Raw genomic sequence first — 14,036 nt, forward strand, 5'->3', positions numbered from 1 at the left:
GGTGGTATTTACAAAACCGGTAGCGGTATGTTATTCCTTTCGGGGAACAATATTTACACTGGTAACACGGTGATTGGTGGCCAGGCGGGCAACTGGCCGGTAACCAATGCGATTGGTATTACAGGCAGCGGTACGGGAACGCCGGGTTTGCCAGTTACCGGTCCGTTAGGAAAAAGCAAAGTCGTAATGAAGGGAGGTGCGTTATATTCTTCCCATGGCGATGCTACCATCTATAACGAGATTGATGTGGCGGCGGGCGATATTGGTTACCTGTTTACCACATCATATGCACTGCACCTGCGGGGCAGATTAACAGGTAGCGGTACCTTACGGGCAGATGGTAATACCTATGCAGGTTTACACCTCTGGGCCGATAACAGCAGTTTTAAAGGTACCTTCATCAATGTTTTACGCAGCGGCAATAACCGCCTCCGTTTCGAAGTGCCGGAATCGGGCAGCGCCAACGCTACCTGGCTGCTGGATGCCAATGGGGTAGATTGCCAGGGATTGCAATTTGCGAACGGCACCATTCATTTCGGTGCGCTTACAGGTCGCGGTTATTTCCGTAACAACGCAGGTGGCGCGCCTTTAATGAGCATCGGTGCATTGAATACTCACTTTAAGTTTGATGGCACTATTAACGGTGGCATCGCTGTTGATAAAGTAGGTACTGGTACGATGACGTTCTCGGGGAACCATACTTACAGTAATGCCACTACGGTTAGAGAGGGTAAGTTTCATTTAACAAATAACAGCAGTACAGGCACATTCAATAGTGCGGTAACGGTGATAAAAGGTGCCTTTGGCGGTACCGGGCGAACTGCTAAGGCGGTAACCATCGGTTCTGGTATGCCAGGCGGTGTGGCGGTGTTAGAACCTGGCGCGAACGGTATAGGTACACTTACCACCACGGGACCGCTGGCCTTACTGGCCGATGCTACCTATAGCCTGGAATGTAACTTCAGTAATAATACCGCCGACAGAGTGGTGGCCGCCGCCGTAAATATTCAGCAGGCAGCACTTTCTGTTACTTTACTGGCAAACGGTACGTTGGCAGCCGGTTCTTCTTTTATGATCATCGATAATACCGGCACTGCCGCGGTGTCGGGTACCTTCAACGGGTTGCCGGAGCTGGGCGTTGTTACAATTGGCAGCTATCAGTTCCGCATCACCTACAGAGGCGGCAATGGCAATGATGTTGTGCTGCTGGACGATCGCATCGTTCCTGTAACTATTATCAGTGCTTTATCTGATACTGCGCTGGTGGGCAGGGCGCATCGTTACGAAATTAACGCCATCAAATCGCCTGCACATTTCACCGCCACGGACCTTCCTGCGGGTATGCAGCTCGACAGTGTTACCGGTATTATTACTGGTACGCCTGCCGAAGCTGGTGTGTTTAATATCATACTCACTGCCGCCAATGAAACGACCATTGATACGGCAACGCTCACATTAGTGGTGAAAAGTAATATTGTAAATGGCGTGCTGGCCGCGGCGGGCGACCGTAAGAATATAATAGAATGGGAGCCGGTGATGGATTACACTTACAGCGTTAAACGCGCCGAAACACCTGGTGGTCCCTACCAGCTACTGGCCCGGGTTAATGGTATTCGCTTTGTTGATACTACGGTGTTGAATGGTGCGGTTTATTACTACGTAGTATCAGGGACAGATGGAGATATAGAACAGGGTAACAGTGCAGAAGTGCGGGCAAGGCCCGGGGCAGGACAGTTTGGGTACTGGGATTTTAATGAACAGGAGGGTACACGGGGAATAGATAGTTGGGGTGCTAATCATGCATCGCTGGCCGGTGTTACAGGACGTGGAAATGGTTTTGAAGGGCAGGCACTGAAGCTCGACGGTACCGCTAATTCCTATGCAACTTTACCTGCGGGATTTATAAGTACGCTTAATGATTTTACAATAGGTGCATGGGTAAAAATGGATGCGCTGGGAAGTTGGATGCGTGTATTCGACTTTGGCAGGGGAACGAACAATTACCAGTTCTTAACAGTACAGGCAGGCGCCACCGCTGCTATCCGTTACGCGATCAAAAACGGCGGAGCAGAACAAGGCATCACTTATAACTATGCCATGCCGCTTAATACCTGGACGCATCTGGCGGTTACGCAAGCTGGTAAAACAACCAGTCTTTATATCAACGGTACGTTGGTAGCCACCAACACCAATACTACGATTGCACCCGCTGCTCTTGGCATTACGAATTTAAACTACCTGGGTAAATCGCAGTTCGCCGGCGATGCGATGTTCCGCGGTGCTATTGATGAATTCAGCATTTACAACCGCGCTTTAAATGCCACGGAAATCAATAACTTCATGAAGGTGAGGCAAATATTGACTATGCCCGCGCTGGCAAACAGGCGCGTAGGTGATAGTACCTTTAACCTGTTGGCCGCCACATCCTCAGGTTTGCCTCTTCAGTATATAAGCACCGACACCACAGTGGCTACCGTTAGCAACACCGGACAGGTAAGTATAAAGTCTGCAGGCATGACGGAATTTGTAGCCGTACAACCGGGCAATGCGGTATACCGCGCCGACACAATAAAACTTTCCCTGCTCGTAAATGGCTTTCAGTTACAGGTGCAGCATATGGATGGAGATAACGGGCAACAAACTAACAACAGCATCAGGCCTTACCTGCGACTCATAAATGCCGATTCTTTAAAACTGGCTTATAGGGAACTGACGATGCGGTATTGGTTAACAGCGGAGAACTATGCGGGTCTGCAGGCTTTCATCGACTATGCGGCCATGGGAAGTAAAGTGAAGGCGGCTTATGTACCGCTTGATCAGCCCGGGGCAGGCGCTTTCGGTTACGTGGAGTATCGCTTTGATTCCAGTGCCGGTTACCTGGATGCTGCGGCGAACAGCGGCGTCATACAATCACGCCTCGCCAATCTTAACTGGGCCAATTTCTCGGAAGCGGACGATTATTCTTATGCCGCCGCCAATGTGTATACATCCAATGAAAAAATTACGGTGTACCGAAACGGCCAGCTGGTATATGGGCGGGAGCCGGTAACGGTTGCCCGGTTTACTTCTGTTAAGGCTTATACGCTCGCGAATAACAGCGGTACTTCTACAATTAACAGCTGGCTGAAATTGCATAATGAGGGCAATACGCCACTGGCTTACGAGGACCTGACCGTCCGCTACTGGTTCAGCTCCGGCGATAGTGTTGCGCTTAATTACTGGATGGATTATGCTCAATTAGGAAGCGCACAGATTAACGGCACTTTCTACCGGTTAAATCCTGTCTTCAGTGGCGCTGATCATTATATTGAATTTGGCTTTAAACCCACGGCAGGTCACTTTTACCCGCTTAGTAATTCAGGTAATATGCAGTTCCGTATAGCGAAGGCAAACTGGAGCGAACTATTGCCCGGTAACGATTATTCTGCGCCGGCCACCAATGTATTTGCTGCGAACGAACACGTAACTGTTTATCACAAAGGCCAGTTAATATGGGGCGTAGAGCCTTACTCCGGTGCTGCTAATGCGAGAATGCAGGCGGCAGTTGGGGTAACACAGCCGGTAGGTGTAAATATCATTGTGTATCCGAACCCCACGCCTGGCAATGTTTTCATAAACATCCCCGATCTCGCGGCCGGGGCCACAGCAGAAGTGTCAGGCATCAGCGGCCAGTTATACCGTACGCAGTTCCTGTTGCAAACAACGCAGGAGTTATCGCTGAACGGCTTACCCAGGGGCACTTATTTTATCAGGATAAAAAATGGAAAACAAACTATTACAAAGATGATTCTTAAACAATAACCCTCAGGGCTGCTCCGCAACGGGCAGCCCTTTTTAAACCCAACGTTATGAAAAAGCAAATTACCCACTTCTGTAGCGGCGTACTGCTGCTGCTAACGATTTCGTATTCCGGGCAACTACAGGCACAGGCTTTTGTGCATCCGGGACTCTTACATACCGAAGCCGACTTCGCACGTATGCGCGCTAAGGTTAATGCCAATGCACAACCCTGGAAAGGCAGTTGGGATATACTGGTGGCCAATGGCCGCTCCCAGCTTACCTACAATCCCAATCCGGCCGACACGGTGCGACGTGGTGGTAGCGGTGAAAATTACACACGGCTGTATAACGATATTGCAGCCGCTTATCAAACTGCCATCCGCTGGAAAATTACCGGCGATGTAGCATATGCCAACAAGTCGATCGCTATTATGAATGGCTGGTCTTTGGCGCTCAAACACATTACGGGTAATGCCGACCGTTTTTTGGCGGCTGGTATTTACGGTTACCAGTTTGCCAATGCTGCAGAAATTATGCGCAGCTACAGCGGATGGGCACCGGCCGATTTTCAACGTTTTAAGGATATGATGCTAAACGAGTTTTATCCGCTCAACGACAACTTCCTGTTAAACCACAACGACGCCTGCATTACCAACTACTGGGCAAACTGGGATTTGTGTAACATGGCGTCTATACTGGCAATCGGGGTGCTGTGCGATCGCCGCGACCTCTATAACCGGGCCATCGACTATTTTAAGAATGGAGCAGGCAATGGTTCTATCACCCACGCCGTCTGGTACCTGCACTCGGCCACTTTGGGCCAGTGGCAGGAGAGTGGGCGCGATCAGGGACACGGTACATTAGGCATTGGGTTGATGGGCGCTTTCTGCGAAATGGCCTGGAACCAGGGCGATGATATGTACGGCTACGATAACAATCGCTTCATGAAAGGCGCAGAATATGTGGCGCAATACAATATTGGCAATACAGTGCCTTACACCACTTACACCTGGGGCACAGGACAAAACTGTGCGCAAATGTCGCAAACCGTTATTTCGTCGGCTGGCAGGGGAAATATACGGCCTGTATGGGAAATGGTGTACAATCACTACGCTAACCGGATGGGTTTAGCCGTTCCCGGTATGGCGTCTTTTGCTGCTACGCACCGTCCCGAAGGCGGCGGTGGCAATTACGGTGGTAACAGCGGCGGGTTTGATCAGTTGGGATTTGGTTCGCTCACCTTTACCCGCGATCCGCTGCCCGCCGGCGGTCCTGCCAACGGGGTATATAAAATATTTGCCCGGCACAGCGGCCAGGCAATGGAGGTAGTGAACAATGGCACTGCGAACGGTACCAATGTACGCCAATGGCCGGCGAACGATTGTGCCTGCCAGCAATGGACGCTCACTAACACCGGGAGCGGGCAGTACACCATGGTAGGGCAGGGCAGCAATAAGAACCTTGACGTAGCCAGCGGCAATACGGCCAACGGCGCCAACGTGCAAATGTGGCAATCTACCGGCGGCAATAATCAGAAATTTACTTTCAGCAGTGCCGGCGGTGGCTTTTACCGCATTACGCCGGTACACAGCGGCAAAGCTATAGATGTGGATGGTGCTGCGCTAACGAATGGCGTCAATATTCACCAATGGACTTACAACAATGCAAAGAATCAGCACTGGCAACTTGTACAGGTGGGTACTTCCTCGGCCCGTATGGCGGCAACGCCGGAGTTACAGGCTGCCCTGCCCGAAAGCCAGGTGCAGTTATATCCTAACCCGGCTAACGAGCAGGTAACTTTAACCCTGCCTGGCAACAAACAGGCAACCAGGATCACCTTAACCGATGGGCTGGGTAAGATAATACAAAACGTAACAGTGGTAACCGATAAACACGTGTTTAACCTGGGTGGTTTGCCTGCAGGTATTTACTGGGTACGTATTCAGAACGATAAGGGTGTGATGACGAAGAAGCTGGTAAAACAATAGCGGCCTGGCTGGGAGAGGGATAGGCCACTGGTCATTTTGTCCCCCTTTTTAGGCCGTTTCCTCTCCCTTGCTTTCTGTTTGCCCCGCTTAATTTGCAGGGGCAATTATTGCCGGACGGGCCGTATTTTTAATGGTAATCCACGTGTGAGCGGCAAACGTCAGGCACTTTAATAAATGAAATCGATCATGATAAATCTCAGAAGAAGCATCCTGTTAATGTCAGTAACGTTGCTAATGGCCTGCACCCGGGCAACAAAGTTTTCAGCGGACAAAGAACTTGACTATTGTATTACACAATTATCTAAATCTACCAGCAGCTTAACCGATGTTAACCGCATTCCAAGGAGTATTGACGCTGGCAAAAAGGATTGGCGGTTTGTGAGTTACCGCGACTGGACCAGTGGTTTCTGGCCTGGTATGTTATGGTACGCATACGAGTATACGCAGGATAAGAAATGGGAAGAGCAGGCAAAGCGTTATTCTGCAGTACTGTTTCCCCTCGCCGACACCGCAGCTATCGATCACGACCTGGGCTTCCAGGTATTTTGCAGCATTGGTAACGGGTATCGGTTAACGCAGGATACATTATATAAAAGAGTGCTGCTGCGCGCGGCAGACAGTCTGGCGGTACTTTTTAATCCGAAGGTGGGTACTATTCTCAGTTGGCCCCGTGCAGTGCCGGGGGTAGACTGGCCACTGCGGCACAACACGATCATGGACAATATGATCAATCTCGAATTATTGTTCTGGGCGGCTAAAAACGGCGGGAGTCAAAGCTTGTACGACATAGCGGAAAAGCACGCAACCACTACCATGCAAAATCATTTCAGACCTGATTATACCTCTTATCATGTAGTGGTATACGATACCGCCACCGGCAAAAAAATCAAAGGGATCACCCACCAGGGATATGCCGACAGCAGTATGTGGGCGAGGGGACAGGCATGGGCCATTTATGGGTATACGATGGTGTACCGCGAAACAAAGGATGCACGTTTCCTCGATTTTGCACAAAAAGTGACCGACGTTTTCCTGGAGCGCCTGCCCGAAGATCTGGTACCTTATTGGGATTTCAGCGCCCCGGGTATTCCCGGTGCGCCTAAAGATGCCTCGGCTGCGGCTATTACGGCCTCGGCGCTGGTAGAGCTGAGTACATTGGTAGCGGATAAACAAAAAGCGGCGTACTATCGCGATAAAGCGGAGGCTATGCTTACCTCTTTATCATCTCCCCAATACCAGAGCCGTAAAGTAAATGATGCACTGCTGCTGCATGCCACCGGTCACAAACCCAACGGTGGCGAAATTGATGCCTCTATTATTTACGGAGATTATTATTATATGGAAGCACTGCTGCGCCTGAAAAAATTGAAGGAAAGCAAATAAAATAATAACTGTTTTAAATCTTTTGATGAGAGGTGATGGTTATTTCGGATATTACTGTTAATTTGACACTTAACACTGAGTGATCCGATTTCAATTGACCAGGGATTTGATGAATGTGAAATGTACCGTTTAGAAGCAGTTATGAAGAAATTTATTTTAGCATGTTGCCTGGCAGCACCATCGCTCGCCATGGGCCAGAAGCCAACGACCGCTTACCTGTTCGCCTATTTTACAGGCAATGATAACGCCGGCGAAGCCATCCGTTTCGCGTTGAGTACGGACGGTTATAAATACAAGGCATTAAACCATAATAACCCGGTAATAAGTTCTGCCAAAATCAGTTCCACCGGTGGTGTTCGTGATCCGCACATCCTGCGCGGTGCCGATGGGAAAACTTTTTATATGGTGGTTACCGATATGGTATCTGCCAAAGGATGGAGTTCTAACCGGGCCATGATACTGATGAAATCTACCGATCTTATTAACTGGACCTCTAAGGTTGTGCATATTCCCACACGGTTCCCCGGTAACGAAAACCTGCTGAGGGTGTGGGCGCCGCAAACTATTTACGATGCCAAAGCAGGTAAATACATGATCTACTGGTCAATGAAACACGGCAGCGATCCGGATAAGATTTATTACGCTTACGCTGATATGGATTTTACCAACCTGGAAACGGAGCCGAAACAGCTGTTCTTCAATCCTGCCAACCAGGCCTGTATCGATGGTGATATCATTGAGAAAGAAGGTAAGTTCTACCTCTTCTTCAAAACTGAAAGCAGCACACCGGGTATCAAGATCGCAGTGTCTGATAACCTGACGGAAGGTTATGTTATGCAGGAGCCTTACATCCAGCAAACCACCCACCCGGTAGAGGGCTCGGGCGTTTTTAAACTGAATAAAAGCAATGACTATATCCTGATGTACGACCTATACACCAAGGGTCGTTACCAGTTCGTAAAAACCAACGATTTTCAACGCTTCACGGTGATGGATTCGCTGGTGAGTATGGACTTTCACCCCCGGCACGGCACGGTGATGCCGATCACAAAGGCAGAGCAGAAGCGGTTGCTGAAGCAATGGGGTAAATAACCAAGTAACACAGAAGGGCCGGATGTAATTCCGGCCCTCTTTTTTTGGCGCGAAATGATAAAGATCTGGCGCGTGATGATACCGGCCTGGCGCGACGTGGTGGTAACTTTGAGGTATTAAATCATTAAAACCTTCATCATATGTTACCACTTAAAACCACCTTGTTCGTAAACGGTATCAGTTCAGGCATCACGGGGCTTGGGCTCGTTATTTTCGCTCCACAGGCAGCTACGCTTCTCGGCGTCGCCGGTGCCACACCCATCGTCCGCGAAACGGGCATCTTCCTCGTACTTTTTTCAATACTGGTGATCTTCGCTGCACTTAATCGCAGGGCAGGCATTGTAAAACTCATTACCACACTCGATATCACCTGGGTGTTAGGCAGTGTGTTATTGATCGCCCTCGCCGGTTCATCGCTGTCGGCGATTGGTATTGCTGCTATTGCTATGGTAGCTTGTTGGGTAGGACTTATGGCCTTTCTGCAACGCCAAGGCCTTAAGGCGGTTTTAAACTAAAATGCTTATTTTTCTACAGGAAGTCCCGGTTAAACCCGGGCTTCCCTAAAATGGGATTATGGAAGACTTTCGAAAGAAATTTATACTGGCCCTGCTGGCTTATGCTGCGCAAAGAGATGTGCCGGTGGCGGAATTATGCGAGCGGTCGGGCATAAAGGACATCACCAAAGATATTGCGCCCCCGCTCACTAATGCGCAGGTAGAAAAGCTCTGGAACAACGCGGCTCATGCCGCTAAAGATCCATTGTTCGGCTTACACTTCGGTGAGGCCATGCAGTTGGCCGCGCTTGGCATGGTGGGGCAAATCATCCAAACCAGTAACACAATAGGAGAAGCGGTTACACATGCCGGCGGCTTAATTCATTTATTGACGGATATGTTCACCCTCCGGCTGGAACACGGCAAAGGCAATGTTACGCTGGTACTGATAGAGGATAGCGCTTCTGCCAAAACATATCCTGCTACCTTCAGGCACATGGCCGATTTCCTGATGGTGTTCACCGTGCATGAACTGGACGGCCTCCTGTTGCAAAAACTGCAACCGCTTCGAGCCCGCTTCGCCCGCGAGATCAACGTGGCCGAATACAACAGGACATTCCGTTGCCAGGTACACGGTAACTCCGACGAGTATAGTATTACGTTTGATAACAAGGCGCTGGACTTACCGATATTATCTGCCAATTATGACCTCCATCATCATCTGCTGCAAAAAGTAGAACAACTCAGAAGGGGGCAGGAGGGCAGTGTGTTCAGAACGCGCATCTACAATTACCTGCTTACTAACTCCTTCTTAAACTCTCCTTCGCTGGACGATGTAGCCGCCAACTTTAATATGAGCAGCCGTAGTTTACAGCGTAGGCTAAAAGATGAAGGCAGTACTTACCTCGAAGTACTGGATGATGTAAGAAAGGCGCTGGCCCTAAGCTATTTGCAGTCCGCAAGCTTCCAGGCAAAAGACGTAGCGTTCATTCTCGGATACAAGGAGCAACGGGCGTTTTTCCGGGCATTTAAACGCTGGACAGGTAAAACGCCTTCCGGATACAGGGAAAGCCTGTAGCGCAGTATTTTTGCCCTTCCCGCAAAAAGTGCTATATTTTGATGAGATGTAGTGCCAAAATCAGCGGGATGTTTGCCAAATCTATTATTACTGCCACGTTATTTCTATTTGCTTCGCTGCCTGCTATGGCAGACGGACTGCCTGTTCGTTACCTCGGCATAGGGCAGGGTTTATCGAACAATGCCGTTACAACCATCTACCAGGACCATCACGGTTTTATGTGGATAGGCACCTACGACGGCCTTAACCGCTATGATGGTTACAGCTTCCGGGTATTCCGGAATGTGATCGGCGACAGCACTTCTTTATCTACCAATAATGTATACAGCCTCGAAGGCGATAGCCTGCATAATATATGGGTAGGTACTCAAAACGGTTTAAACCTTTACGATCCGCGGGTGGCAGCATTTTCTCTTCCCCGCTACCGTTCTGTTAAGGGGGCTGTGTTGCCTGTCACCGGTGAGGTATCGGCCATCAAAACAATTGCGGGTAACAAGGTATTGATCGGATCTCAGCGTAATGGTCTGGTGGTGTTTGACAATGCCACCACACCGGGCAAACAGGTAGCCCTGCAAACGGCCGCCGGGGCAACAGGCAATTACCATGTACACGCCATCGAATATGATCCGGTACGTAACCGCACCTGGGTATGTGTCGAAAGCCAGGGGCTATACCTTTACGATGCCACCGCCAACAAACTGCACCTGGTAACGGCTGCCATTAAACATGCCAATACCATGAAGGGCGATGCAGAGGGCAACCTCTGGATTGGTACCGATACGGACCTTGTGTTTTATAATGCAGCAGATCGAAGTTTCAGGCATAACTATATGCCGGTAAAAAGTTCGGTCATCAGCCTTTGTTTTGATAAACAACAGGTACTGTGGATCGGTTGCGATGGCGCGGTGTTGTACCAGCTGTTTAAAGGAGCGCTGGTGGCAAGGCCCTTCTCAGAAAATCCACAGTCGCCGCAAATTAACAGTAACGCGGTGTACGCGGTATATGTCGATCGCGATGAGCGTAAATGGATTGGTACGTTGCGTGGTGGCCTCAATATTATTGAATCGCGGCCGTTGCCTTTCCGTAACGTGGTATATAGTGGTAAGGGTAAAAACACCATCGCGGATAATTTTATTCTTTCTTTTTGTGAAGATGAGCAGCATAAACTGTTTATTGGTACCGACGGCGCGGGCCTGCGTTACTGGGATATGCAACGGAACACGTACGAGGAATACCGCCACGATCCGCGTAATCCGGCTTCTATCAGCAGTAACTTTATTACGAATCTCGCCAGGGATTCGCAACAGGATATATGGATATCTACCTGGTTCGGTGGTATTAACCGGCTGAAACATAACAGCCGGCAGTTCGAACACTTTACACTGTTCAATCCTTCCACCAGCCGCGAAGAGGCAAATGCCTGGACGGTGTACGAAGACCGCCGCAAAGATGTATGGGCAAGTGCTACTAACGACGGCAGTATTTATCGCTTTAACCGCTCCTTAAATAAGTTTGAGATTTTCGATACGGCAATCCTGAACCTGCAATGTATTGCCGAAGACCGTGCAGGAGAGCTGTGGGCAGGGAACTATACTTCGCTGGTACGGATAGACCGGGAGCGGAAAAAACACCAGTTCTTCCCGATCGGTCACCCCGTACGCTGCATTCACGAAACGCGTAAAGGCCAGTTCTTTCTGGGTACGCAGGGCGCAGGGTTGTTATTGTTCGATAAGGTGACCGGGAAATACAGGCAATTTACTACTGCCGATGGCCTGCCCAGCAACACTATATTAAGAATGCTGGAAGATAGTAAGGGCAACATCTGGCTGAGTACCTATAACGGCATCGTCAAGTTTAACCCGGCTACGGCATCGGTCGACTTATTCACCGAGTCGGATGGGTTGCAGAGCAATCAGTTCAGCTTTAATGCGGCCCTGGCCCTCTCGTCCGGCCAGTTCGTTTTCGGCGGCATAAACGGCTTCAACCTCTTTAACCCCGATAGTGTTTTTACCGCTAAACGCAGCCCTTCGATATTCCTCAATGCCCTGCGCATCAATAACGAACCGATAGAAAAGAGGCCTGGCTACATAACCGGCCGCAACGTGGAAATGATCAGTCGCATTACGGTGCCGTTCAACCAGGCGGTATTATCGCTCGACTTCGTGGCGCTGGATTACTCGGGTACCGATAAAATCAGGTATGCCTACTTTATGGAAGGGTGGGATAAGAGCTGGAACTTCATCGATGATAGTCGCACGGCCAACTACTCCCGGTTGCAGGAGGGCGATTACCTGTTTAAAGTAAAAGCCTCGCAGCCAGGTTTTGGCTGGAGCCCGGAAACAACATTGGTCCGGGTAACGGTGCTGCCACCGTGGTACCGCACGGTATGGGCGTACATCGCTTACCTGTTGTTTATTTTCGGTAGCATTTTTTCCTACGTACGTTACACGCGTAAGCAGGAAAGACTGAAATTCGAAATCAAACTGGCGCACCTGGAGAATTTGAAAGACAAGGAGTTAGCGGAAAAGAAACTGTCGTTTTTTACGAATGTATCCCACGAGTTCCGCACCCCGCTTTCGCTGATCATTAACCCGCTTAAAGATCGCCTGCAGCAATCGGCCGACCTGGAACTGACGGTCGCCTACAGGAACGCACGCCGCCTGCTCAGCCTTGTTGATCAGTTGCTGCTGTTCCGCCAGGCCGACTCGGGTGCCGATGAACTTAAGCTTTCTGGTTTTAATATTATAGGTCTCTGTGAAGAGGTGTTCCAGTGTTTTAGCCAGCAGGCCGCCTCCCGGCATATTCATTACCAGTTCCGTCCGCCCGCCAGCGAAGTATGGGTGAGGGCCGATTATGAAAAGATAGAGATCGCCCTGTTCAACTTGTTGTCGAATGCTTTTAAGTTTACACCTGCCAGCGGCACTATCTTATTATTGCTGGAAGATGGGGAGGAAGATGTACACATCAGTGTAAGTGACAGTGGTTGTGGTATTGCGGAGGAAGACAGGGAGCATATATTCGGGAAGTTCCACCGTACCACCGCTGCAAGAGGACAGAAAGGTGGCTTTGGTATCGGATTGTACCTGGTAAAACACTTCGTGGATAGCCATAAGGGCACGGTGAGCGTAGATAGTAAACTAAACGAAGGCACGGTATTCTCCATCTCTCTGCCAAAAGGCCTGGAAGGCGCGCAGCCTGTTTTTATCAACCAGCCTTCGGATGGTGCCCGTCAGTTGCTGGAGGAACTGGTAGAGGAAACCCCGGTGCCGCTTACAAATACAGATGGCCCCGAGGAGGGAAGGTCGGTCCGGGAGTTTGTTACCGAACGTAAGTCCATATTAATAATAGACGACGACCAGGAGGTAAGGCAATACCTGCTCCACCTGTTCAAGGATAAATATTATGTGTTTGCCGCCGCCGACGGTGTAGAAGGTTTCGAACTGGCAAACAGCAACCTGCCCGACCTTATCCTTAGTGATGTAAATATGGAAGGGATGGATGGATTGCAGTTATGCCGCCAGGTGAAAGCCTCCGCAGTATTAGGCCATATCCCCGTTATACTATTAACAGCTGCCTCTTCGCCGGGCAGTCGGCTGGAGGGCGTGGAAGGCGGTGCCGACGACTATATTACCAAACCCTTCGACAGCCAACTGCTGATGGCCCGGGTAGAAACGGTGCTAAAAAACCGGAACCTGGTGCAGCAGTTCTTTTTCGATAGCATTACGCTTCAGCAAACCTCGGCCAAGGTACCCGCCGCCTATAAGGAGTTCATGGAGCAGTGCATCCAGGTGGTGGAAGCTAACCTCGATACGGAAGATTTTACTGTGCAGAAATTTTGTAAGTCGCTGGGAATGAGTCGCTCCACCGTGTATGCTAAAATTAAACACGTATCCGGTCAGTCGCCCAATGCCTTTATCCGGTCCATCAGGATACGGAGGGCGGCGGTACTCATGATCAGGGAGAATATGAACGTTAACCAGGCCGCTTTCCAGGTAGGTATTGGCGACAGCCGGTACTTCCGTGAACAGTTCGTAAAACTGTTCGGCATCACGCCATCTGTATACATTAAAAAGTACAGGCAGTCCTTCAACCTTGATCTCAATCTTATCCGTCCGGAAGGGGGTAAATAGATTAACTCGCTCATTTTCAATTAGATCATACGGATATTAAAATAGGGGGTAAAGCAATTTACCCCCCTTATTTTAATAGCTGGCCCACCAT

The 14,036-nt window shown here is 49.8% G+C and carries 7 protein-coding genes; all 7 read left to right on the forward strand.

The window, feature by feature from the left end; genetic code table 11:
• Positions 1 to 3,801: cellulose binding domain-containing protein (locus tag QZT80_RS17390; RefSeq protein ID WP_295124821.1), on the forward strand; the 3,801-nt coding region annotated here is incomplete at its 5' end.
• A 47-nt stretch (positions 3,802 to 3,848) separates the two neighbouring features.
• Positions 3,849 to 5,768 carry an RICIN domain-containing protein gene (locus tag QZT80_RS17395; protein WP_295124824.1) on the forward strand — a complete coding sequence of 640 codons (1,920 nt, stop codon included), beginning with the start codon at positions 3,849 to 3,851 and terminating at the stop codon, positions 5,766 to 5,768.
• Between the two features lie 186 nt (positions 5,769 to 5,954).
• A complete protein-coding gene (locus QZT80_RS17400) occupies positions 5,955 to 7,151 on the forward strand; it encodes a glycoside hydrolase family 88 protein (RefSeq protein ID WP_295124827.1) in 1,197 nt (398 codons plus the stop codon).
• A gap of 141 nt (positions 7,152 to 7,292) precedes the next feature.
• Positions 7,293 to 8,243 (forward strand): glycoside hydrolase family 43 protein, encoded by a 951-nt coding sequence (locus QZT80_RS17405; protein WP_295124829.1) that lies wholly within the window; start codon positions 7,293 to 7,295, stop codon positions 8,241 to 8,243.
• 140 nt (positions 8,244 to 8,383) lie between these two features.
• On the forward strand, positions 8,384 to 8,758 hold the full coding sequence (locus tag QZT80_RS17410; RefSeq protein WP_295124832.1) for a hypothetical protein: 375 nt from the start codon (positions 8,384 to 8,386) through the stop codon (positions 8,756 to 8,758).
• Between the two features lie 58 nt (positions 8,759 to 8,816).
• Positions 8,817 to 9,815 (forward strand): AraC family transcriptional regulator, encoded by a 999-nt coding sequence (locus tag QZT80_RS17415; protein ID WP_295124835.1) that lies wholly within the window; start codon positions 8,817 to 8,819, stop codon positions 9,813 to 9,815.
• Positions 9,816 to 9,883: 68 nt separating this feature from the next.
• Positions 9,884 to 13,945: a hybrid sensor histidine kinase/response regulator transcription factor gene (locus tag QZT80_RS17420; RefSeq protein WP_295124838.1), complete on the forward strand. Its 4,062-nt coding sequence runs from the start codon at positions 9,884 to 9,886 to the stop codon at positions 13,943 to 13,945.
• The last annotated feature ends 91 nt before the right edge of the window (positions 13,946 to 14,036 follow it).

Source organism: uncultured Chitinophaga sp., from assembly GCF_902168175.1.
GTDB lineage: Bacteria > Bacteroidota > Bacteroidia > Chitinophagales > Chitinophagaceae > Chitinophaga.

Bases quoted from the DNA above. Each gene is read 5' to 3' on its own strand.
- QZT80_RS17395 (WP_295124824.1), top strand. From the start codon at position 3,849: ATGAAAAAGCAAATTACCCACTTCTGTAGCGGCGTACTGCTGCTGCTA.
- QZT80_RS17400 (WP_295124827.1), top strand. From the start codon at position 5,955: ATGATAAATCTCAGAAGAAGCATCCTGTTAATGTCAGTAACGTTGCTA.
- QZT80_RS17405 (WP_295124829.1), top strand. From the start codon at position 7,293: ATGAAGAAATTTATTTTAGCATGTTGCCTGGCAGCACCATCGCTCGCC.
- QZT80_RS17410 (WP_295124832.1), top strand. From the start codon at position 8,384: ATGTTACCACTTAAAACCACCTTGTTCGTAAACGGTATCAGTTCAGGC.
- QZT80_RS17415 (WP_295124835.1), top strand. From the start codon at position 8,817: ATGGAAGACTTTCGAAAGAAATTTATACTGGCCCTGCTGGCTTATGCT.
- QZT80_RS17420 (WP_295124838.1), top strand. From the start codon at position 9,884: ATGTTTGCCAAATCTATTATTACTGCCACGTTATTTCTATTTGCTTCG.